The organism is Methylothermaceae bacteria B42, assembly GCA_001566965.1.
Lineage (GTDB): Bacteria > Pseudomonadota > Gammaproteobacteria > Methylococcales > Methylothermaceae > Methylohalobius.
Genome location: LSNW01000014.1, coordinates 54,879 through 78,011, shown reverse-complemented (window position 1 = coordinate 78,011; position 23,133 = coordinate 54,879). Strand labels below are relative to the sequence as shown.

The window sequence follows — 23,133 nt, the reverse complement described above, 5'->3', positions numbered from 1 at the left end:
TCATGATTTTGTTTCCTGGTCAATCACCGGCCAAAAGAAAGCAGCTTGAGCTTTGGCTCGAGACATTGGCCATTCCCGTGTTGGCCATGGCGCTTCAACTATGGATGGCGCCCAAAAGCCTGTTTAGCGCCAGTGAATTTCCTTGGGTATGGCTTGCTCCGGTATTGATTGCGCTAAGGTATGGGTTGATGCCCGGGATTGGCGCGGCCTGGGTTTTGGTCCTGGGTTTTTTTGTCCTGAGCAAATACCAAATAATTGACACTCCCATGCCCAGTCAGCAATTCCTCGGCGGCATCATCCTGGTTTTGCTGTGCGGCCAATTCAGCGATTTATGGCGCAGGCGCCTGGACAAACAGCAAATTGCTTTGGAGTACAACGAACAGCGCCTGACAGCTTTGACTCGGGACTTTTACGTTACCCGCATTTCCCATGATATTTTGGAACAAAATCTCATTACCCAGCCTGCGACTTTGCGCAATGCCTTTGAAGAATTGCGCAAGCTGATCGAAAAAGACAATGCCTCATTGACCGGAGAAGCGGCAAAAAACCTTTTGATACTTCTAAGTCATTACAATCGCCTGGAATCCGCCGCGCTGTTTCCAGTCGTCCATGACCGTCCCTTGAATCACCCTTCTGCCACCTTGGGGCTAGCCTTTGAGCTCAATGTTGATGATCCGCTGGTCACTGCCGCGATTGAAAAGCGGACCGATGCTTTCTATGCCGTTTCCCAAATCATTTCCGAAAAAGTAAGTGATTATCTGGCCGTAATCCCTATCGAGTCCTATACCGGCAAATTATATGGATTGTTAGTGGTCGCCGATATGCCATTCTTGGCGCTCAACGAAGAAAACCTGTTGATGACGAAGGCCATTTTGCAATATTTTGCCGACGAGCTATCCATCTATGAAGAAAGTGTCCCCCTACGCAAACACTTTCCCCAATGTCCGCCTGCTTTCGGCAAGGAATTGTTGAAACTCTCCAGACTCAAGCGGTTAATAGATATTGATTCATCACTCATCGCAATTACCATTCCTCCAGGTCACAAACAGGCTGCCATCTTGGAAGCACTGGAAAAAACCAAACGCGGACTGGATCTACATTGGATTCACTCGCCAGATTCGCAAACCGTCATACTCCTAAAACTCATGCCACTGACCAGCACTATTGGCGCGGAAGGATTTCTACACCGCTTCGCTGAAATGCTCCTGGAGCGCTTTCAGGCTACTGCCTCTGAGCTGAACCTAAGACTGGATAGCCGACTGCTACCGCCAGAGGATTTGGTGGATTGGCTGGATGAATATATCGGCTATACGCACAGCTACCCCCTGCGTCCCCATTTATCAAGCGCGTAATTTCTGTGGTTATATTACCCGAACTGGCAGCCCCCCCGCCCGCCCAACTTCTGCCACCATGGCTTAACCTGACCAATGCGCTAATGCTAAATGCATTGATCGCCGGCCTCAGCGCCACCTTAACCTTCCTTCTCTGCAGAAGGCTAAGTCATACGCATTGGGGGTTTCGGGATGGGCTGTTCTTATGGATTCTAGGCGCCTGCATCCCCATCATCGGACCCTTCATTTTATTCCCTGCCATAGTGAAATTATCCCGTTTGGGCAAAGCTGGCCCTAAACCCATTCCAACCCATTTGGAACCCCCTGCCTATGCACCGGAAATCTCCGCCCAACCCACTCATTTCAGTGCCGGTGGCGCCGTCAAAAGACTACTGGACCCTTCTGTGGCAAGTGATAGCGCGGTATTGGCGCTGTTGGCCCTTGACCAACATAACACCCCTGCCGATACGCAAGTTTTGCGGCAAACATTAGGCCACCAAGATGATTATTTGCGCTTGCTCGCTTTCAGCATGCTCGATCGCCGGGAAAAGCGGATACTGGAATTGATTCACACCTTGCACGAACACCTGGAGGACAACCCGGATCCAGGCCAATTAGGCCGCTTTCACAAGGAACTGGCTTATTTGCATTGGGAACTGCTTTACCAGGCCCTCAGCCAAGAAGACTTGCAGCAATTCCATTTGGAACAAGCCTCGTTCCATCTTCAACTGGCGCTTGAACTTTTGCCGGAAGATACCGGACTTTGGATACTTCAAGCCCGTATGGCCTTGCGCGCCAATGCCTATGAGGTGGCGGACAACGCCTTGCAGCATGCGCTGTATTTCCACGCCCCACCCAGTAGAATCATGCCCTATGCCGCGGAATATGCTTACCTTGAGCGGCAGTTTGAACAAATCCCCTATTTTCTCCAGGAAGCACCCACCCTGGCATGGCAACCTGCCTTGAAACCCGTTTACCGGCTGTGGAATATTTCTGATGCCACATAATCCTCCTGCTGATTTAATGCTGATCCTAGAGGGCACTTACCCTTACGTCCGTGGCGGAGTTTCCTCGTGGGTGGCCAATATTATCAAAGGTTTGCCTGAAATCAGTTTTTCTCTGGTTTTTATTGGCTCCCGCCAGCAGGATTACGGGAAAAAATCCTATGACATGCCGGACAATATTGTCCATTATGAGGAACATTTCCTTTATGACAGCCCGCCACCGCCTGCTGTCCCTCCCAAAATATCCCCAAAGCAATTTCAATGTGTGGAAAAATTCCACAGCGAACTGCGCGAACTGCTCGACCACAAGAACGCCCCGGTGCCGGATCTATCCCGCACGGTTAAAGACAATCCAGAAGTCTTTAACGAATCCACATTCTTGCATAGCAAGGCCAGTTGGAATTTCATCAGCGAGTGTTTTCATAAATACAGCACCGAGCCTTCTTTCATCGACTATTTCTGGACCGTACGCAATCTGCATCAGCCTCTATGGGTATTACTGAAGCTGGTCCGCACACTGCCGCCAGCGGCAGCGTATCATAGCGTTTCCACTGGCTACGCTGGCTTCCTCGGGGCCATGCTCCAACACAGCCGCAACGCACCTTATATCCTGATGGAACACGGTATTTATACCAAGGAGCGCCGGATCGATCTCCTGGCGGCTGACTGGATTGCCGACAACCGCAATCCCTTTCAACACAATCCTATGCAACTGAGCTATTTGCGGGAAATGTGGATCCGTTTTTTCGAAGCGCTGGGCAAGTTTGCCTACGACAGCGCCAATCCCATTATTAGCCTGTATAACGAAGCCCGTCAGCGGCAGATTGACGATGGCGCCGATCCCTATCGCACCATGATTATCCCCAATGGGGTAAACATCGAGCGTCTTGCGCCGCTACGGGAGCAAAGACCCTTTCCCCCCCCGCCAGTCCTGTGCTTGTTGGGCCGGGTTGTTCCCATCAAGGATATCAAAACCTTTATCCGCGCCATGCGCACGGTGGCCAATCGCCTTCCGGAAGCGGAGGGTTGGATTGTCGGCCCCACCGATGAAGACCCGGATTACTTTGAAGAGTGCCAGCAATTAGTCACCAGCCTGGGACTCAAAGACAAAGTCAAGTTCTTGGGTTTCCAGAAAATCACCGACATTCTCCCTCAATCCGGCGTACTGGTACTCAGCTCCATCAGCGAAGGGCTGCCCCTTGTTATTCTCGAAGCTTACGCCAGCGGTTTGCCCTGTATTTCAACGGACGTCGGCTCATGCCGGGAACTGATTGAAGGACGCACCCCGGAAGACCATGCCATCGGCCCTTCCGGCAAAGTCGTCGGTATTGCCGACCCCGCGGCATTGGCCGGGGCGGCCCTGGAGCTTTTAACCAACCCCGAGAAGTGGCGCCGAGCTCAGCAAGCGGCGATTACCCGGGTTGAAACTTATTACACGGAACACCAAATGCTTTCCCGATTCCGGGAGATTTATACCGAGGCGATCGAACATGGCCGGTATCGGCTTCGAACTACGGAAACTTCTTAAAAAAGACTCCTTTACCGGGCTTTTTCAGGCTTATTTGTTTGCGGGCGTGATTGGCTCAGGGCCGTGGATTATTTCCATTTTGGCCATGCTACTGATCAATTTCCTGAGCCTCAAAGCCGTTTATCTACCTGAACTGATCGCACAATTCCAGGTGACAGTCACCTGGCTGATTGCCTTTTCCCTCATTTTTACCGGTGGGCTGCAATTGTATTTCACCCGCTATATCGCCGACCGCCTGTTCGAGCATCAACCAAGCCGCGTCTTACCCGGTCTGCATGCCGCGGTACTGGCAAGTTTTGCAATTTCGCTTCCCACGGTAGCCGCATTTTTGATCCTGACTTTCGACGATGTTCCCGTTTTGTATCAACTGTTGGTCTTCACCACTTTTGCGCTGTTATGCCTGGTTTGGTTGCTGACAGTCCTGCTTACCGGGCTCAAGCAATATAAGATGATTATATTGATCTACTTCCTTGGCTATGGCAGCATGCTGGCCCTCAATCCCTGGTTTGCCCAATGGGGTAAAGAAGGGCTATTGGCCAGTTTTATGCTCGGCCAAACCATTTTGGTGCTGGGGATGTCCGCCTTGGTTTGGAAGGAATATCCTTCTCCCAGACTGATAGATTTTGATATTTTCAAAAAGGGCCGGGGATTCCCGTCACTCTTGGCAACCGGTTTCTTGTTCAATTTCGGCGTCTGGATTGACAAGATTATCTTCTGGCTGGGGCCAACGGGCAGCCCGGTTCTTGGCGGACTTCGGGCCTCGCCGATTTATGATTCGCCGATCTTTCTGGCCTATCTCACCATCATTCCAGGCATGGCGGTTTTTATCATGCGAATCGAAACCGACTTCGCCGAAGCCTATGATCGTTTTTACCAAACCGTCCGCAGCGGGGGCGCCCTTTCCACAATATTGCACCTGCAACAAGAGATGACATTCTGCGCCCGGGAAAGCATTTTCGATATTATTAAAGTACAAACCATTACCGCTTTGGCCATCATTGCCTCAGGTCCTGCGTTGTTGAAGGTTTTTGGGCTCGATCCTTTATACGCGCCATTGTTTCATGTCAATGTGATTGGCGTTGGTATCCAAGTGATTCTGATTGGCGCGCTTAATATTCTTTTTTATCTCGACAAACGCCTAGAAGTTTTGGTTGTCAGCGCCGTGCTCGCCGCACTCAATACCGGCCTGACATTGTTTACCCTGCAAATGGGCCCGGAATTGTATGGTTACGGCTTCGTGGCCGGGATGCTGGGCGCCACCGTCGTGGCGCTGAAAATTATTGATAAAGAGCTGCGCGAACTGTCCTATAAGACATTTATGATGAGTACCTAGCCCGAATATTCACGACCTGATCATGGCCTGCAATTGCCGCGCATTTTTCACCGCATAGGCGTTCTGATCATTGTCAAAAAAGACAAATACCGACCTGCCCTCCTCCGCCCATTGTTTTATTTTTTCCGACCACTGCCTGAGTTTTGCTGCATCGCAACAACCACTGTAAGCCGCCCCAGGCCCATGGAGGCGAATGTACACCAAGGCTGAAGTAATCACTTCGGGGGACTGCCAGCCAGCGAGGTCGAATTGGCAAAACCCCATGTCAAATGCCTCCAGTAACTCGTAAACAGGCTGGCAGTGCCAACTGGGATCGCGAAATTCAAAAGTATATTGATACTCCTTTGGCAAGATATGCAAAAAATCCCGCAACCGCTCCAGGTTCAGATGCCAGCGGGGGGGCAGCTGAAACAAAATTGGACCGAGTTTGTCCCCGAATCCTGAAACTACCCGCAAAAATTGCTGCAAAGGCGCCTGGCAGTTTTTGAGTTTTTTCATATGGGTCATGAGCCGGCTGGCTTTGACCGCAAAAATAAAGCCATCGGGTACTTGCTGAGTCCACTGAGCCACGGTTTTAGGGGAAGGCAGTCGGTAAAAGCTGTTGTTGACTTCCACGCAGTGAAAATCCCGGGCATAGAATGTCAGCCATTCTCCCGTTGGCAACGTTAGGGGATAATAACGCCCCCGCCAGTGCTCATAATGCCAACCGGAAGTCCCGATATGAATACCCGGTGGAAAAAAATGCGCCATAATATTGTCATTACAGGTTAAAAATTACCGCAAAATGTCTGTTTTTTTGACAATTTTTCCCGGAACCATCGCGCATCTCAAGCGTCACAATAGTGCATACGCTGCTCTTTACTCATTCTATTCTTTTTTGGCGCGAGATTTGCGTTACTATCTTTATTAACAGGCGAAGACAAAAATCTCCGCTAATCCACTGAATATTGCTGTCAACGTTGAGGAGGCATCCATGGGGATCTTCGACCATTACCGTTCCCGATATGAAACAAGTCAAGAGGAAGAATATACCCTCCAAGAATATTTAGAAATTTGCCGTGACGACCCATCCGCCTACGCCACACCGGCGGAACGCATGTTGCTCGCCATTGGCGAGCCAGAATTGGTGGACACCCGTCTCGACCCGCGCCTGAGCCGCATTTTCGCCAACAAAGTCATCAAACGCTATCCCGCCTTTGCCGACTTTTACGGCATGGAGGATACCATCGAACAAATCGTGGCCTATTTCCGCCATGCGGCTCAGGGCCTGGAAGAAGCCAAACAAATTCTATATCTGTTAGGGCCCGTTGGGGGCGGTAAATCCTCCCTGGCGGAAAAACTCAAGAGCCTGATGGAAAAAGTCCCATTCTATGCCATCAAGGGCTCACCTATCCATGAAAACCCGCTGGGCCTGTTTTCTCCCGAAGAAGATGGCCCTATTTTGGAAGACGAATACGGCATTCCACGCCGTTATCTGAACACCATCATCTCTCCCTGGGCTTCCAAGCGCCTGCATGAGTTCAATGGGGACATTACCCAATTTAAGGTAGTCAAAGTCCGTCCTTCCATTCTCGATCAACGGGCCATTTCCAAAACCGAGCCCGGGGACGAAAACAACCAGGATATTTCTTCTCTGGTCGGCAAGGTGGATATCCGCAAGCTGGAAACCTATGCCCAGGACGATCCCGACGCTTATAGCTATTCCGGCGGTTTGTGCCTGGGTAACCGCGGCATCATGGAATTCGTGGAGATGTTCAAAGCGCCCATCAAGGTCCTGCATCCCTTACTAACCGCCACCCAGGAAGGCAACTACAAAGGCACCGAAGGACTGCCTGCTATTCCTTTCGAAGGCATCATTCTGGCCCACTCCAATGAATCGGAATGGCAACAATTCAAAAACAACAAAAACAACGAAGCCTTTCTCGACCGCATCTATGTCGTCAAAGTCCCCTACTGCCTGAGAGTCTCGGAGGAAGTCAAAATCTACGAAAAACTGCTCCGCAACAGTTCTTTGAAGGAAGCCCCCTGCGCCCCCCATACCTTGCAAATGATGGCGCAATTCGCGGTATTGTCCCGGCTGAAGGAACCGGAAAACTCCAGCATCTACTCGAAGATGCGGGTCTATGACGGGGAAAACCTCAAGGACACCGACCCCCGCGCCAAATCCTATCAGGAGTACCGGGATTTCGCCGGCGTGGATGAAGGCATGCAGGGGCTCTCCACCCGCTTCGCCTTCAAAATTCTTTCCAAGGTCTTCAACTTCGACCACTCTGAGGTCGCCGCCAACCCGGTCCATCTTCTTTATGTCCTGGAACAACAGATCATTCAGGAACAATACCCGCCTGAAATCGAAGAGCGCTATCTCGGCTTTATCAAGGAATATCTGGTGCCGCGCTATATCGATTTCATCGGCAAGGAAATCCAGACCGCCTATCTGGAATCCTACGCCGAATACGGCCAGAATATCTTCGACCGCTATGTCACCTACGCCGATTACTGGATTCAGGACCAGGAATACCGCGACCCCGACACCGGCGAAGTGTTCGACCGCCGCGCCCTCAACGAAGAGCTGGAGAAGATCGAAAAACCCGCAGGGATCAGCAACCCTAAGGACTTCCGCAACGAAGTGGTCAACTTCGTGCTGCGGGCCAGGGCCAAGAACGCAGGCAACAATCCGGCCTGGACCAGCTACGAAAAGTTGCGTAGAGTCATTGAAAAGAAAATGTTCGCCAACACCGAGGAACTGCTGCCGGTGATTTCCTTCAACGCCAAATCTTCCGCGGAGGACAAGAAGAAGCACGAGGATTTCGTCAACCGCATGGTGGAAAAGGGCTACACGCCCAAGCAGGTCCGGCTGTTGAGCGAATGGTATTTGAGAGTCCGCAAATCCACTTGAGCCCGAGCCATGTCGCAAATCATCGACCGCCGCCTGAACCCCAAACACAAAAGCGCCGTCAACCGCCAGCGGTTTTTGAAGCGGTTCCGCAAACAGATCCGCAAGGCGGTTTCCGACGCGGTGGACGGGCGCTCGGTCACCGATACCGAAAGCAGCGAGAAAATCACCATCCCCGCCAAGGATCTGTCGGAACCTGTCTTTCACCACGGCCCCGGCGGGCGGCGGGAGATCATTCACCCTGGCAATAAGGATTTCATTACCGGAGACCGCATTCCCCGGCCCGATGGGGGCGCCGGCCAGGGCGGCCGGGCCAGCAACCAGGGCGAAGGGATGGATGATTTCGTCTTCGAGCTCAGCCGCGACGAGTTCTTGGAATTTTTCTTTGAGGATCTCGAACTGCCGGACCTGGTCAAAACCAAGCTGGCAAAAGAGGTCACCCACAAAAGTGTACCGGCGGGATTCGCCAAAGACGGCATCCCCCCCAACCTCCACATTGTCCGTTCCTTGAAAGAGGCCCAGGCCCGCCGCATCGCCTTGACCATGGCCAGCCGGCGCAAAATGAAGGCATTGGAAAAAGAATTGGCCGAGTTGGAAGCCGATGGCGCGGACGAAGAAACACGCCGGGATCTGCAAAAGGAAATCGACCTGCTCAAGGCCAAAATCGCCGCTGTCCCTTTTATAGACACCCTGGATTTACGTTACCGCAACCGGATAAAGATCCCCAAGCCCACCACCCAGGCGGTCATGTTCTGCCTCATGGATGTCTCCGGTTCCATGGACCAGTACAAAAAGAATCTGGCGAAACGGTTTTTCCTGTTGCTTTATCTTTTCTTATCCCGCAACTACGAACGCACCGACGTGGTGTTCATCCGCCACCACACCATCGCCAAGGAAGTGGACGAAGAAGAATTCTTTTATTCCCGGGAAACCGGCGGCACCGTCGTCTCCAGCGCCCTGGAAATGATGCGCGATATCATCCGTGAGCGCTATCCCAGCCAGGATTGGAATATCTATGCCGCCCAAGCCTCTGATGGCGACAACTGGCCCGAGGATTCCGGCAATTGCAGCCGGCTGTTAAACGAAGAAATCATGCCCTATTTGCAATACTATGCTTATATAGAAATCGACAACGATTATCCTCTGGGGCTGTGGCAAGAGTATGAAAAGGTCGCCGCTCACTGGCCCAACTTTGCCATGCAGGCGATTGATGAACCGGCGGATATTTATCCGGTTTTCCGGGAATTGTTCAAGAAAAAAGCATCAGCAGGATGAGTGACAATAAACCAATCACCACCAGTTCCGAATGGACATTCCCCTTGCTGGAACGGTTTGATTCGGAAATCGCCCGCATCGCCGAAATTTTTGGCCTCGATACCTACCCCAACCAGATTGAGGTCATCTCCTCCGAGCAAATGATGGACGCTTATGCCAGTTGCGGCCTGCCAGTCTATTACCACCACTGGTCCTTCGGCAAGCAGTTTTTGTCCATCGAAAAAAACTACAAACGGGGCCAGATGGGGTTGGCTTACGAGTTGGTCATCAATTCCAATCCCTGCATCGCCTATCTCATGGAAGAAAACACCATGCTCATGCAGGCTTTGGTGATCGCCCACGCCTGTTATGGCCATAACTCTTTTTTCAAAAATAATTATCTGTTTAAAACCTGGACTTCCGCCGACGCCATTGTCGATTATCTGGTCTTTGCCAAAAATTATATTTCCGAATGCGAGGAACGCTACGGCGATGAGGCCGTGGAGGAAATCCTCGACGCCTGCCATGCGCTGATGAATTACGGGGTGGACCGTTACCGCAAACCGCCACCGTTGTCCCTCAAGGAAGAACAGCTGCGGCAAAAGGAAAGGGCCGAATACCTGCAATCCCAGGTCAATGAACTGTGGCTGAAAACCGTCCCGCAAAAGCTTGCCAAAGCTTCCGACAGCAGCGAGCGTTATCCGCCGGAACCGGAAGAAAACCTGCTCTATTTCATTGAAAAAAACGCCCCATTGCTGGAACCCTGGCAGCGGGAAATTGTCCGCATCGTGCGCAAGATCGCCCAATATCTCTATCCCCAGCGCCACACCAAAGTCATGAATGAGGGTTGGGCCACCTTCTGGCATTACACCATTTTGAATCAGCTTTATGACGAAGGCTTGATTAACGAGGGCTTCATGCTGGAGTTTCTGGAAACCCACACCAACGTCGTCTACCAACCGCCTTTTGACAGCAAGTATTACAGCGGTATCAACCCTTACGCCTTGGGCTTCACCATGATGCGCGATATCCAGAGAATCTGCCAGAACCCCACCGAAGAAGACAAACACTGGTTTCCCGACATCGCCGGCAGCGACTGGCTGGAAACCCTGGATTTCACCATGCGGAACTTCAAGGACGACAGCTTCATCGCCCAATACCTTTCCCCCACCGTGATCCGGGAATTCAAGCTATTCAGCGTCCTCGATGACGACGAGGAAGAGGAGCTGGAAATCACCGCCATCCATGACGACGAAGGTTACCAGGAAATCCGCCATCAACTTTCCGAACACTATAATCTAGGCAACCTGGAACCGGATATTCAGGTTTACTCGGTGGATACCCGGGGCGACAGGTCACTGACCTTGCGGCATTACCAGCACCACCGCCGCCCCTTGGCGGAAACCGCCGACGAAGTCCTCAAACATATTTACCGCCTGTGGGGTTTCAAAGTCCGGCTGGAAACCGTGGACCCCAACGGCAAGGTCAAATGGTGCGTGGAATGTGGCTCCTAAATTCATTGAATTAAAGCAAACAGCATAAGTAGTTTATTTCCCTCGGCCTCCGATGAATCGAGCAAAAATAGGCTTGAATAAAACACTGCAGACCTGAAACTGGTTCCTGCCACGAAGAGAACTTGCAGTACAACCAGGAATTTCTTCATGATTCAAGCGTATGCCTTTGGCGTTTTCTTTAAACCGATTTAAAAATATTTAAAAATATAATGAGAAATAGATAACATTTGGATCCGCAAGCTTCTTTGTCATGCCACTAATCGATCTTGATATACCCGCTCCAAAACAGCTTCGTGGTGGATGGGCAGCATTGGCCGCTGTGCTTGCCGCCAGAGGATGGGGTGATGACGTTTGTGCCTTGTCATCCAATCAGTGGCTGTATCATGATGGCGGCGGTAACTGGGCCAAGCTCCATTTTGTGGACAAAAGCAGAGCTGTCCTGTTTGGTCATGACCATGAATATTCAGAAACCTATTTTGGTGAAGCTGCCGAGTATTTCGGTGAAGAAGAAACCGACCTGCTCAAGGATGCACCAGACTGGTGGGGAGAGGCACTGAACCCGGAACCCCAGGGACCATGGATTGGTTTCATCTATGGCTGGAATGGTGAGAAGTGGCAACGGGCCAGTTATGACAAGGGAGATGGTTTTGATGATGTGGGTTTACTCGCAGCCTGCAGCATCCGCGATACTGAACTGATAAAGGGGTACATCTCTGAGTTCAACTCTGAAGCAGCCGACGCTTATCCATCTACATCTGACTATGAAGCAATCATCAACCTGTTGGAGGGACTCGCATCTATGACCGATGTGGATCCTGGCACTGACTATAAAGAGACCATCAAAAAATTAAAAGAACAAGCCAACAATATTCCTGCACCTGACCATGAGGCAATCCGCAAGCTGATTGCCGCAGATGCAGATATTACCCATTCTCTTCTGGGGGCGGTGGTTCCTGGGTTAGATATCGAAGCGGGTGTCAAGGCAGGGCGGAAATTTCTCGAGGCGGAAATCGAATAAATCAGGAACCCTCTGCCACGCTTGCCGCATCATGGGACTCCAGATATCTGGCCAGCAATCCAATCTCTGAAAGTGAAGTCTAACCCTGTGACCTGAACCCGGAACCACCTAAGTCAAAGCACTATCCGCTTTTTCCTGACAGGTCAGTATCACATCGTGATTCCCTTCCGGTGTGACGATTTTGATTCCGTCACCCACACCAAATTGGTTATTAGCCTCAACCTCTCCATGACTATTTCAGGCAGATTAGCTTTTTGGAACTGGGGCCTTTCGACGTCTCGGAAACAACCAATCGGCCGGAAAATCTGATCCGCCTGGGGTACAAGAAAGGGTTTCCTGAAAGTTTTCTGGCACAATGCAGCCAACCGAAATTTATCAATGTGGATGAATAGGCGCTGCATAAAAATCAAAAAACAGCCACATTATCAAGGACGAAGCCACCAAAGTCAGGATCATGGCCGGGGTGCCTTTTTTGAACCAAACCCCCGGCGTGATGGCCAGGCTGGGATCGCCGGTTTCCTTGGCGACCCGTTCCGACAACGTCACGATAAAGACATTGGCGGAGGAACCCAAATGGGTGCCATTGCCGCCCATCCCAACCCCGATCGCCAGGCTCCACCACAGTGGGGTCACATTCACGCCCTTGGTCTCCATGGCGGAAATGATGGGAATCATGGCAGCGGTGAAGGGAATATTATCAATCATGGCCGACAGAATCGCCGCCACCCACATCAATACAATACACGCCGTCAACAAATCCTCATCCACGAAAGGTTCAATATACTGGCCTATGTACTCCAGGAAATGACTATGCTCGACACCGCCAATTAAAACGAACAAAGAGATGAAGAAAATCAACAGCGTCATTTCCATCTTCTCGAAGGAGGCGTCCATATCCACATCCGGCGCCAGAAACAACAGCAAGGTCAGGCCAAAGGCCGCCACCATCCACGCTTCCCAGTGCAACGCATGGTGGAATATAAACAGCACCACCATCACCCCCATTACTCCCAAGGCTTTATACCAAGTGGTGGGGTCCTTGATTTCCTCCTTTCTGCTGAAATCAGGTATCTGGGGAATGACGGACAACTCTTTATGAAACAAGTATTTCAGTGCAAACAAGATGGCCAGCCAGGCCACCAGGACAATACCGCCCATGCGCAAGAAAAAGGTATTAAAGTCGATATGGGCCGCAGAGCCAATCATCAAATTAGGCGGATCGCCTACTAAAGTCGCCACCCCGCCGGTATCGGACAACAGCGCCGCCGCTAACAGATAGGGTACCGGGCTCACCCGCATTGCCTGGCAGATCAGGATAATCAGGGGACCAAAAATCACCACGGTAGTAACATTGTCCAACAGTAATGAAATTACCGTTACCGCCGTGCCCATCATTGCCATCAACAAGAAAAGCCGGCCCTTGCTGTAGTCGGCAATATGGTATGCCAAAGCCTGGAACCCCCCGGTGGGAATCATGATGGCGACAATGGTCATCATGGCCCCAAGCAGGAATACCACATTCCAGTCCACCGCTTCCTGCGCCCGCTGAGGATCATAGAAGCCAAACCATTGCCCGGCGATAATCATAACGCCTGACCCCAGCATGGCGAACTTGGTGCGGTGAAAACCGTGCAGACCCTCGGTAAAAATCCCGATGAAAGTCAGCACCAGAATAATGGCCGACACCGTCATCGGAGTATTCCAGGTGAGTCCGTAGGTAACCGATTCCGCTTCCACTATTTTTCTCATTCTCCCTACAGGCTCCCATCCTAACGGAGGCTCAATCCCAACTCAGCGCCCCACCAGTTTGATATTCCGTGACCCGTGTTTCAAAGAAGTTCTTTTCCTTCCTAAAGCCAATCTGCTCCTCCCACCAAGGCAGGCATGCCACTTCCGATTCCGGGTAGATCGGGGCGAAGCCCATGTCTTGCAGGCGGCGGTTGGCAAGATATCTCGCGTGGCGCTGGTGCAGCTCCAGGTCGTAGCCCAGCATGGGCTTGACCGTGTACTCGGCATAATCGGTTTCCAATGCCATGGCTTCGCGCATCAATTCATGGGCCTCCGATTCTTCCAGGCGGGTTTCCGGCGCTTCCTGCCACAAGGCCCAAATCAGGGCGCGGCCAAAACCAACATGGCCGGACTCGTCCCGGGCGATGTATTGCAGTTGCTCGCCGGTACGGACCATGAGCCGGCGCCGCTGCATGGAGAAGATGGGGCAGAAGTTGGCCATGAACCAGACCCCTTCAAAAATCATGTAATAAAAGAACAAGCCCCGCACGTATTCCTTGAGGTCCGCCGTCTGACCTTGCAGCCCCCGGGTCATGCGGTTGCTGTATTCGAATTTGGCGCGGATTTGGGGGATGCGCTGATACAGCAGGTAAATCTCATCCTCGTCAAAATTGAGGGACTCGATAATGTGCTGATAACTCATGGAGTGGATGGTTTCCTGGTGCATCTGGGCGATAATCGCCATCCCCACCTCCGGCGCGCTGATGCGCTCATAGACCGCCAGAGCCAGATTGCGCTGGTGCAAGGCGTCGGCGGTAGTCAGGGTGGCGAAGGTGGTGAAGAAGGTATGGCGCTCGTTGTCGCTTAATTGCTTGAGAGCCATCAAGTCCTCTCCCATTCCGATTTCGGTGGGCAGCCAGAAATTGCGCTGGGATTTGATATAAGCGTCCCACGCCCACTGATATTTGATGGGGGCGATGTTGGCGGTCAAATCCGACCCGCCCACCAGACGCTTGACGCTGTCAACCGCAGGTTCCGCCTCGCAGTCCGCGGCGACGCCCGGCAAGTCGGTAAAGTGCTCTTTGGCGGAAGCCGCAGGGGTAATTTTTTCCAGGGGATCATCCCAGTTCAACATGGTGGTTCTCCTCGTTTTTACACCCGGTTAAATAAATATTGGGATGTTGGGGATGGCTTTTTGAAAATGTTGGCGGCCTGGATGGCCGCCATCAAGCCCCCATGGAAGGGTTTATGGCGTTTTTCAAAAAGCCATCCCCAACATCTGAAGGTTAATCTCACTGACACGCCTCGCAATCCGGATCCAATATGGAGCACACTTTCGGCTCTTCAAGCTCAGAAGTGGCCGGCGCGCTCGGTGCATGTCGCTCCACCCGGGTCGCGCCCAGGGAACGCAGGTAATAAGTGGTTTTCAACCCCCGAAGCCAGGCCAGCTTATATAACGCATCCAGCTTCTTCCCGGAAGGCTCGGGCATATAGAGATTCAGGGACTGACTCTGGTCCAGCCACTTCTGCCGCCGGGAAGCCGCTTCCACCAGCCAGCGGGGGTCGATTTCAAAGGCGGTGGCGTAAAGCTGCTTCAAGTCGTCGGGGATGCGGTCGATCATCTGCACGCTGCCTTCGTAGTATTTGATATCGTTGATCATGACTTCATCCCACAACTCCCGCGCCTTCAAATCCTCCACCAAGTAGGGATTGACCACAGTGAACTCCCCCGACAAATTGGATTTGACATACAAATTCTGGAAGGTGGGCTCGATGGACTGAGACACCCCGCAAATATTGGAAATGGTGGCGGTAGGGGCAATCGCCAGGCAATTGGAGTTACGCATGCCCTTGGCTTTCACCGCCGCCCGCAAGCTATCCCAATCCAGGCTCATGGAACGGTCCATTTGCAGATACTCCCCCCGGGACCGGGCCAAAAGGCCGATGGAATCGATGGGCAAGATTCCCTGACTCCACAAAGACCCTTCGTAGGACGCGTAGCGGCCCCGTTCTTCCGCCAGTTGTGTCGAGGCTTGAATTGCATAGTAACTCAGCATCTCCATACTGCGGTCGGCAAAGGCAACGGCATCTTCGCTGGCATAGGGAATCCGCTGGCGGTAAAGGGCGTCCTGGAAACCCATCAACCCCAATCCCACCGGCCGGTGGCGGAGGTTGGAGCGGCGCGCCTTGGGAACACTGTAGTAATTGATATCGATGACGTTATCCAGCATCCGCATGGCGGTGGTGACGGTCTTGGCCAGTTTTTCCTCATCCAGGCCCTTTTCGGTCACGTGGGCGGCCAGATTCACCGAACCCAGATTGCATACCGCAATCTCCTCATCGGAAGTATTGAGGGTAATCTCAGTGCACAGGTTGGAGCTGTGCACCACCCCCACGTGCTGCTGCGGCGAGCGCAGGTTGCACGGGTCCTTGAAGGTAATCCAGGGATGGCCGGTCTCGAACAGCATGGTCAACATCTTGCGCCACAACTGCACCGCCGGAATTTTCTTGAAGTGCTTGATGTCTCCCCGCCCGGCCTTTTCCTCATAGGCCAGATAGGCTTTTTCGAATGCCTCCCCATACAAATCATGGAGATCGGGGGTTTCGTCGGGAGAAAACAACGTCCACTCGCCTTCCTCGGCCACCCGTTTCATGAAAAGATCCGGGACCCAATTGGCGGTATTCATATCGTGGGTGCGGCGGCGTTCCTCACCGGTGTTCTTGCGCAGTTCGAGAAATTCCTCGATGTCCAGATGCCAGGTTTCCAGGTAGGCGCAAATGGCGCCCTTGCGCTTGCCCCCCTGGTTGACCGCCACTGCGGTATCATTGGCCACCTTCATGAACGGCACCACCCCTTGGGAAGTGCCGTTGGTGCCCTTAATGTGGGCACCCATGGCCCGCACCGGCGTCCAGTCATTACCAAGCCCGCCGGCATATTTGGATAGCATGGCGTCTTCCTTGATGGCGTTGAAAATCCCCTCCAGATCATCGGGAATAGTGGTCAGATAACAAGAAGACAATTGCGGCCGGAGCGTGCCCGAATTAAACAGGGTGGGGGTGGAGCACATGAAATCGAAGCTGGAGAGCAAGCGGTAAAACTCGATGGCCCGCGCTTCCCGATCGATTTCATTCTTTGCCAGCCCCATCGCCACCCGCATGAAGAAAGCCTGGGGCAATTCGAAACGCACCTGGTTGTAGTGGATAAAGTAACGGTCGTAGAGGGTCTGCAAGCCCAGATAGGTAAATTGGAAGTCCCGGGAGGCGTCGAGGGCCTGGCCCAGTTGTTCCAGGTCATATTGGGCCATGACCGGATCGAGCAGTTCCAATTCGATGCCGCGGCGGATGTAGCGCTCGAAATAGGCGGGATATTGCTCTGCCATTTCCGCGCTGGTGGCGACTTCGAAACGGCCGCTCAAAAAGCCCAACGCCTCGCTGCGGATCTTGTCCAGCAGCAACCGGGCCGCCACCTGACTGTAAGCGGGCGCCTGTTCGATTTTGACCCGGGCCGCCATGATCAGGGTGTCGGCGACTTCCTGCTCCGGCACGCCATCGTAGAGGTTGCGTTTGGCTTCTTCCAGAATCCAGGCGGGTTCGACATCTTCCAACCCCTGGCAGGCTTCCTCCACCACCCGTTGCATGCGTGTTTCATCGAGGGGCTTGCGGCGGCCCTCGGCATCGGTGACATGAATCGACGCCGCGCCAGATTGGGTCTGCTTGGCCTGTTTGTCCGCCCGCAGCCGGGCCCGCTCTTCCCGGTACAGCACATAAGCCCGCGCCACCTTGTGGTGGCTGCTGCGCATCAAGGCCAGCTCCACTTGATCCTGGATGTCTTCAATATGAATCGTGCCGCCAGCGGGCAAGCGCCGCATCAGCGCGCGGACCACTTGCTCGGTCAACTCCGCCACAGTGTCGTGAATCCGCCGGCTGGCCGCCGCCTGCCCCCCTTCCACGGCGAGGAACGCCTTGGTGATGGCGAGGCGGATTTTGTTGGCGTCAAAACCGGTGAATTTGCCGTTGCGGCGGATGACTTTTAATTCACCCGGTATCATGGCCTGGACTTCGGCGCTCAATTCGGCAGATGACAATTGAGCTGAATCAATTTGGTTGGATGGGCTGATCAGATCGGTTTCCATAACGCCTCCCGTGGTAATGGATTGGGGATATTAAAAATTTTTTTCACTTCGCGCCTGTAAAAATTGACCACTCTCTTGAGGTGTTCCAGTCTTCCTTCTGCGGGTGCTGGCGGCTTGGATGGCCGCTATCAAGCCCCCATGGATGGGTTTACGGCGTCCCGAGGAAAGAAGACTGGAATACTTCTTGCGGCATAAAATCCGGCAATTGCCGCCAAGCATCCATCGTGACTCACAACATTCATCGGGTTGTAAAACAGATTTTTTGAATTCCTTGCAAGACACTATAGACGGTGTTTTTGGATAATGTCAACCCCAATATGTTGTGTTTATCCATGGGATAGGCTGTGGATAACCTGTGGGTGAGCAGGAGAATGTCTCAATGTTAGGGCAAAAAAGGTATTCCGGTCTTCCTTCCGTGGGTGTTGGTGGCCTGGATGGCCACCATCAAGCCCTCAGGGATGAGTTCACGGCGTCCCACAGAAGGAAGACCGGAATACCTTGGCCGCGGAAATTCGCAGACAAAAAATAATTCCAGCCCTCACGCCATCTTTTGGCAAAATAGCCAGGAGAAAAAACTCTCTATAATGATAAAAAACGAAAAAGGCTACTCCCATGCCGGCACCCAAACACCCGCAACCCTCCCCCCACGCTCCCACTTTGACCCAGATATTCCTTCGCTGGATCAAGCGCATTTTCCCCACCCCGCAAGCGATAGCGCTGACTATCCTGCTGGCCATCGGTTTTTTTGCCGTGGTCATGCTGGCGGATATGCTGATGCCGGTGTTTGCCGCTTTGGTGATTGCCTATTTACTGGAAGGGCCGGTCAGCGCCCTGGAAAAGCTCAACATCCCCAGGCTGCCCGCCGTGACAATTGTATTTGTCGGGTTCATGGCGTTGCTGCTGTTCACCGTCATTGCACTCCTGCCCTTGCTCTATCAACAGTTGGCCCAACTGGTCCAACAACTGCCTAACATGGTGACCCAAGGGCTGGCGCTTTTGAACCGCCTCCCGGAACTGTATCCCGAATTCATCAGTCAATCCCAAATCAACGAACTTACCCTGGCGATTCGTCAGGAACTGCTTTCCATGGGCCAGGCCCTGGTCAGCTATTCCTATTCTTCCTTGGTCAACATCATCGCCATCATTGTGTATGTGATCCTGGTTCCCTTGCTGGTCTTTTTCTTCCTCAAGGACAAAGACAGCATTTTGGGGTGGTTCAAACAATTTCTGCCCAAGGATATTCACCTGACCGCCCAAGTCTGGCGCAACGTGGATGCGCAGATTGGCAACTACATTCGCGGCAAGGTCATTGAGATTTTGATCGTCTTCGGCGCGAGTTTTTTGACCTTTTCTTTGATGGGGCTCAACTACGCGCTGTTACTTTCCGTCTTGGTGGGGTTGTCGGTCATCATTCCCTACATTGGCGCCACGGTGGTGACCTTCCCAGTACTGATTGTGGCCTATTTCCAATGGGGCCTGAGCAATGACTTCTGGTACATCGCCATTGCCTATTTCGTCATTCAGGCCCTGGACGGCATGTTGCTGGTGCCTATCTTGTTTTCCGAAGTGGTCAACCTGCACCCGGTGGCCATCATCGTCGCCATTTTGTTTTTCGGCGGATTGTGGGGGTTTTGGGGGGTGTTTTTCGCCATTCCCCTGGCGACCTTGGTGGAAGCGGTTATCTCCGCCTGGCCCCGGGGACAACGCTATCAACATTTCGAAAAAACCAGCAAACCCCGCCTTCATGGGCGGGGCAGGCGGATAAAAAGCGACCGCCCGGACAAAAAGCAGAAGACGATGCTGCAATAACCTAGCTTTGCAAGGCTTTGAGTTTTTCCAACACTTCCGCCACATGACCCTTGACTTTCACTTTCCGCCACTCGGCGGCCAGTTTTCCCTCCGGGTCGATAATAAAAGTGCTGCGCTCAATGCCCATCACCTCCTTGCCGAACATTTTCTTCTTTTTGATCACGCCAAACATCCGGCACAGCTGTTCATCTTGATCTGAAATCAGTTCAAAAGGAAATTGCTGTTTGGCTTTGAAGTTTTCGTGGGTTTTCAAACTATCGCGGGATACCCCGAAAACCTCTGCATTTAATTGCTTGAATTCTTCGTAATGGTCGCGAAAATCCCGTCCCTCCTGGGTACAACCTGGCGTGTGGTCCTTGGGATAAAAATACAACACCACATACTTGCCGCGCAGATCGGATAATTTCACCGTCTTTCCACCGGTAGCCGGACGCTCAAAATCCGGGACAGACTGGCCTACTTCTACAACAGCTTCACTCATAACATTTTTCCTTAGACAATGGGTTTTACCGGTTCCAAAATCGCATCCACGTATAACTTTTCGCAAAACTCGAGATAATCATCCCGCAAAGTGATAACGGAGATATCATCGGGGATTTTAAGCAGCATATGAATCGTGGAAACGGCGGATTTCACATAAGGCACTTGATAACAGCTGGATCTAAGATCCTGTATCCCCACCCCTTGGGAGACAAAAAAATCCACCAAATTGCCCAGGATGCCGGGCTGATCCTTGGCGACAATTTCCGTCACATAAAGCAAGGCGTCTTCCTTGCCGCTGCTCCCCTCCCCCGCCAGCCGTTTGTAATAAACATGGAAACCGGTGCGCTGCTGATGGGCGGATAACAAATTTTCCAGTTTCGCCACATGGTTCCAATTCCCCTGCACCAAGAGCAACCCCAAGCAATGACCGCCCATCATGCTCATCCGACTCTCCTGGATATTGCAGGAACACTCTTGGATGAGCTTAAGCAATTCAGAAAATACCGTGCCTTGGTGGTCACCAACGGCTGTAATAATCAGCTGCATATACCTTTACCGTTACGGGTTGAAAGGGTGTTAAAAAATAATCCTTATAATTTAGGTTTGAAGTTTGAAGCAACCAGCATTCAAAACCTTTATAGAGATTATCACGCCGATACCGGAAACGAAATGCAGTTTTATTGAACCGCACTAGCCTGATGAGATGGTCTCCTCCCCCTTACCTGAATTGAGGTGTCACAATGGAAGATTTACCTTGTGAATCAAATCCGAAGAGGAGACCTAAGATGCATATTAACGTTACTGGACAGAATGTTTCAAAAAGAGAGTGAATGACAAAATTCCTATCTTAAAAGTCATAGGTAAGAGTTGCATACAAATTGCGCCCGGGGTTAGGCACCCTTGAGCCCACGGGCAAATTCCTGGTACCACGAACCCGGTTGAGACCATTGAGATGGTTGGTGTGCTCGTTGTCGAAAACGTTGTCCACCCCTAAGGCGATCTTAAGCCCTTGGACATAACGATAAGAGGGCTGATACTGCAAGCGCAGGTTCAACACACTCCAGTCCGAAGTTTTCCTTTCCTTGTTGTAGTCGGCCACCTTGTCCTGATGTAGCGCTCCAACCAACTCAGTGGAAAAAGAAAAATCCCACCAGGAAAATGTCCCCCGGATAAGGCCATTTAGAGGCGCAATGCGGTAGAGGTTATCGTCCTTACCACTTAACTTCTGACCGCGGGTGTAGTTCAATAATCCATCCAGCCGGAAGTGATCTCCCACAGCCAGACCGGCCTGAATATCGGTCCCGTAAAGCTGGGCATTGACATTGGCCCATTGCAAAACGCAATCGCTGGCGTCATTATCGCCGGGGCTGGGGTCGTTCGGGCAGGTTCTTCCAGGCAACATGGCGTTAGCCGCCGCTAGAACCGTTGGGTCAGTGGCCCGTTGGCCTTGGATGAAATCATTGATGTAGCGATAGAAGCCCCGAGGTTCGAAATAGATATCATGGATCCAATCGCCCCAATGATCCAGGCGTAGATCAAACCCAGCCACAACCTCGTAGGATTTCTCGCTGTCCAATCCGATATTGCCGATATAAACCCGCCCATCCGCAAGACCACCCGTGGATTCAAGCGGTAACCAAGTGTAGCGCTGTTGGTAGGTGGGTGCCATGGTCTTGCGGGCAAGGCCCAGCACTAGATCTACGCTGTCCCGCAGAGCATAACGGAAATTCATGCCAACGTCCACGTCGTGCTGATCTTGACGCCTATCGGCCGCATTGAACCGGTCACGCAGCGTCTTTGCCGCGGCAATTTTGCGCGCCGGTGTGCCATCCACCTTGCCAGCATCCATATAGGTATAGCGGTAGCGAACACCGGTGGTCACAGTGAATTTTTCGAACGGCTCGCCACGCCACTCGGCATAAACGCTATAGCGATTGCGATTGACGTCTTCGAAGTTGCTGACGAAAAAAGCTGTATTATTAGGATTGCGGATAACGGCATTGTGAAGCGCCACATCGCCGTCAAAGCCCAACTGGAGACTGCCTGGACCGATATTCGGAATGGTCACGGTGAATTTGTAGCCGCCGGTTTCCAGTTCGGTTTCGGCCTCACGCCAGCGTTTCTTGTTGGTCGGTGCGGGACGGGAACTGAAGTTGTTCATAACGTGATTGGCGTTTTGGTAGAACCCCAAAAAACTTAGTTTCCAGCCGCTGCCCAAGTCCCAATGATATTCGCCCCGATAGATACTCATTCTGTCAAAGAGAATATCCATGGGCAATGACGGCGTGCCGGAATGGCCAGTGTATTTGTTGTCATAAGTGAAACCGAACTCATGGCCGGCACCTCTTAAGCCGAAACCAAGTTCGTAGGTCTCGCGGCTGTATTTGCTGGAGTTGACTCGGCGGGTGCGGTCGAAGCGATAGTCCCGGCCCCGTTCAACACTGCCGGCAAAATGAGCACGAAAATGCTGATTAGCCACCCCAAACAAGCCAGCACCGTAATGACCATTGCTGACACCACTATAGCCAGCGCTACCGAACCCCTGGAGACTAAACTTTTTCTCATCGGTGAATTCGCTCTCCCGGGATTTCATTTGGACTGTTCCGCCGATGGTTTCCAGGCCAGTGCTGACCGGGGTTACTTCCCGATAAACAGTGATCGACTGGAACAGGGAAGAAGGAATGTGGCTGGCAGGATCATCCATGGCATTGGTGCAGGCAGGCTTCAGGGCCATGTCGTTGGTGAGTAGGTTAACCCTTTCCCCAAACAACCCCCGGAACTGAGCAATTCCAGTCAACGGGCCATTACGGTTGACATTTCCCCCAGGCACATAATTCAGAAAATCCGCGGCATCCAGTGCCCCGGTGGAACCGGGTTGAAGCGAAACAGTCCCAGGCTCCATCATCTCTCCTTCCACCACCAAGGTTGGCAACTCCTCATACTCCGCCCATACACCGTGAATTTGAGAGACTATGGCTACTGCGATCAGTTTCGGCAAACTGAGCTTTCTCATGGCATCCTCCTCTATAAAAAGACGATCAATATTTAGAAACTAAGCATTTAAGCATATTCTGTTCCTTAGTATCATAAGCCACTAAATTCAAA

At 52.3% G+C, this 23,133-nt stretch carries 16 protein-coding genes and 1 pseudogene; 10 read left to right on the top strand and 7 right to left on the bottom strand.

Annotated elements, in window-relative coordinates; genetic code table 11:
- The first annotated feature begins 2 nt into the window (after nt 1-2).
- The 4 genes from AXA67_07085 to AXA67_07070 are packed head-to-tail and all read left to right on the top strand — an operon-like array spanning nt 3 to nt 5,196.
- Nucleotides 3-1,352 (top strand): hypothetical protein, encoded by a 1,350-nt coding sequence (locus tag AXA67_07085; protein ID KXJ40985.1) that lies wholly within the window; start codon nt 3-5, stop codon nt 1,350-1,352.
- Nucleotides 1,353-1,357: 5 nt separating this feature from the next.
- Complete coding sequence (locus AXA67_07080) at nt 1,358-2,338, top strand: hypothetical protein (protein KXJ40984.1); 981 nt, start codon at nt 1,358-1,360, stop codon at nt 2,336-2,338.
- Entirely contained in the window at nt 2,328-3,863 is a 1,536-nt protein-coding gene (locus AXA67_07075) for a glycosyl transferase family 1 (protein ID KXJ40983.1), read from the top strand. The genes AXA67_07080 and AXA67_07075 overlap by 11 nt, the downstream gene beginning before the upstream one ends.
- On the top strand, nt 3,826-5,196 hold the full coding sequence (locus AXA67_07070; protein ID KXJ40982.1) for a hypothetical protein: 1,371 nt from the start codon (nt 3,826-3,828) through the stop codon (nt 5,194-5,196). The genes AXA67_07075 and AXA67_07070 overlap by 38 nt, the downstream gene beginning before the upstream one ends.
- 9 nt (nt 5,197-5,205) lie before the next feature.
- Here AXA67_07070 and AXA67_07065 read toward each other — a convergent pair whose 3' ends face one another.
- A complete protein-coding gene (locus AXA67_07065) occupies nt 5,206-5,946 on the bottom strand; it encodes a hypothetical protein (protein ID KXJ40981.1) in 741 nt (246 codons plus the stop codon).
- A 223-nt stretch (nt 5,947-6,169) separates the two neighbouring features.
- On the opposite strand from AXA67_07065, the gene AXA67_07060 reads away from it, so the two are divergent.
- The 4 genes from AXA67_07060 (at nt 6,170) to AXA67_07045 (ending at nt 11,875) form a co-directional block, all read left to right on the top strand.
- Nucleotides 6,170-8,092 (top strand): PrkA family serine protein kinase, encoded by a 1,923-nt coding sequence (locus tag AXA67_07060; protein ID KXJ40980.1) that lies wholly within the window; start codon nt 6,170-6,172, stop codon nt 8,090-8,092.
- A gap of 9 nt (nt 8,093-8,101) precedes the next feature.
- Entirely contained in the window at nt 8,102-9,364 is a 1,263-nt protein-coding gene (locus AXA67_07055; protein ID KXJ40979.1) for a hypothetical protein, read from the top strand.
- Entirely contained in the window at nt 9,361-10,857 is a 1,497-nt protein-coding gene (locus tag AXA67_07050) for a SpoVR family protein (protein KXJ40978.1), read from the top strand. The genes AXA67_07055 and AXA67_07050 overlap by 4 nt, the downstream gene beginning before the upstream one ends.
- Nucleotides 10,858-11,167: 310 nt before the next feature.
- A complete protein-coding gene (locus AXA67_07045) occupies nt 11,168-11,875 on the top strand; it encodes a hypothetical protein (protein ID KXJ40977.1) in 708 nt (235 codons plus the stop codon).
- Nucleotides 11,876-12,250: 375 nt separating this feature from the next.
- Here AXA67_07045 and AXA67_07040 read toward each other — a convergent pair whose 3' ends face one another.
- The 3 genes from AXA67_07040 to AXA67_07030 all read right to left on the bottom strand — a co-directional run bounded on the left by AXA67_07040 (nt 12,251) and on the right by AXA67_07030 (nt 17,736).
- The gene (locus AXA67_07040) at nt 12,251-13,624 is read right to left on the bottom strand and encodes an arsenic transporter (GenBank protein KXJ40976.1); all 1,374 of its coding nucleotides are present in this window, start codon (nt 13,622-13,624) and stop codon (nt 12,251-12,253) included.
- A 31-nt stretch (nt 13,625-13,655) separates the two neighbouring features.
- Nucleotides 13,656-14,738: a hypothetical protein gene (locus AXA67_07035; protein KXJ40975.1), complete on the bottom strand. Its 1,083-nt coding sequence runs from the start codon at nt 14,736-14,738 to the stop codon at nt 13,656-13,658.
- A 157-nt stretch (nt 14,739-14,895) separates the two neighbouring features.
- Nucleotides 14,896-17,736 (bottom strand): ribonucleotide-diphosphate reductase subunit alpha, encoded by a 2,841-nt coding sequence (locus AXA67_07030; protein KXJ40974.1) that lies wholly within the window; start codon nt 17,734-17,736, stop codon nt 14,896-14,898.
- Nucleotides 17,737-18,393: 657 nt separating this feature from the next.
- On the opposite strand from AXA67_07030, the pseudogene AXA67_07025 reads away from it, so the two are divergent.
- Nucleotides 18,394-19,434, top strand: a pseudogene (locus AXA67_07025) (permease).
- A 112-nt stretch (nt 19,435-19,546) separates the two neighbouring features.
- On the opposite strand, the gene AXA67_07020 reads toward AXA67_07025, so the two are convergent.
- Nucleotides 19,547-20,026, bottom strand: a complete 480-nt coding sequence (locus AXA67_07020) for a peroxiredoxin (GenBank protein ID KXJ40973.1) — start codon at nt 20,024-20,026, stop codon at nt 19,547-19,549.
- Between the two features lie 11 nt (nt 20,027-20,037).
- Nucleotides 20,038-20,466, bottom strand: coding sequence for a hypothetical protein (locus AXA67_07015; GenBank protein KXJ40972.1), 429 nt, complete (start codon nt 20,464-20,466; stop codon nt 20,038-20,040).
- On the opposite strand from AXA67_07015, the gene AXA67_07010 reads away from it, so the two are divergent.
- Nucleotides 20,452-20,712: a hypothetical protein gene (locus AXA67_07010; protein ID KXJ40971.1), complete on the top strand. Its 261-nt coding sequence runs from the start codon at nt 20,452-20,454 to the stop codon at nt 20,710-20,712. The genes AXA67_07015 and AXA67_07010 overlap by 15 nt on opposite strands.
- Before the next feature lie 163 nt (nt 20,713-20,875).
- On the opposite strand, the gene AXA67_07005 is transcribed toward AXA67_07010, so the two are convergent.
- A complete protein-coding gene (locus AXA67_07005; GenBank protein ID KXJ40970.1) occupies nt 20,876-23,041 on the bottom strand; it encodes a hypothetical protein in 2,166 nt (721 codons plus the stop codon).
- Nucleotides 23,042-23,133: the final 92 nt, after the last annotated feature.

Bases quoted from the DNA above. Each gene is read 5' to 3' on its own strand.
- AXA67_07085 (KXJ40985.1), top strand. From the start codon at position 3: ATGATTTTGTTTCCTGGTCAATCACCGGCCAAAAGAAAGCAGCTTGAG.
- AXA67_07075 (KXJ40983.1), top strand. From the start codon at position 2,328: ATGCCACATAATCCTCCTGCTGATTTAATGCTGATCCTAGAGGGCACT.
- AXA67_07070 (KXJ40982.1), top strand. From the start codon at position 3,826: ATGGCCGGTATCGGCTTCGAACTACGGAAACTTCTTAAAAAAGACTCC.
- AXA67_07065 (KXJ40981.1), bottom strand. From the start codon at position 5,946: ATGGCGCATTTTTTTCCACCGGGTATTCATATCGGGACTTCCGGTTGG.
- AXA67_07060 (KXJ40980.1), top strand. From the start codon at position 6,170: ATGGGGATCTTCGACCATTACCGTTCCCGATATGAAACAAGTCAAGAG.
- AXA67_07055 (KXJ40979.1), top strand. From the start codon at position 8,102: ATGTCGCAAATCATCGACCGCCGCCTGAACCCCAAACACAAAAGCGCC.
- AXA67_07050 (KXJ40978.1), top strand. From the start codon at position 9,361: ATGAGTGACAATAAACCAATCACCACCAGTTCCGAATGGACATTCCCC.
- AXA67_07040 (KXJ40976.1), bottom strand. From the start codon at position 13,624: ATGAGAAAAATAGTGGAAGCGGAATCGGTTACCTACGGACTCACCTGG.
- AXA67_07035 (KXJ40975.1), bottom strand. From the start codon at position 14,738: ATGTTGAACTGGGATGATCCCCTGGAAAAAATTACCCCTGCGGCTTCC.
- AXA67_07030 (KXJ40974.1), bottom strand. From the start codon at position 17,736: ATGGAAACCGATCTGATCAGCCCATCCAACCAAATTGATTCAGCTCAA.
- AXA67_07020 (KXJ40973.1), bottom strand. From the start codon at position 20,026: ATGAGTGAAGCTGTTGTAGAAGTAGGCCAGTCTGTCCCGGATTTTGAG.
- AXA67_07010 (KXJ40971.1), top strand. From the start codon at position 20,452: ATGACCGCCCATCATGCTCATCCGACTCTCCTGGATATTGCAGGAACA.
- AXA67_07015 (KXJ40972.1), bottom strand. From the start codon at position 20,466: ATGATGGGCGGTCATTGCTTGGGGTTGCTCTTGGTGCAGGGGAATTGG.
- AXA67_07005 (KXJ40970.1), bottom strand. From the start codon at position 23,041: ATGAGAAAGCTCAGTTTGCCGAAACTGATCGCAGTAGCCATAGTCTCT.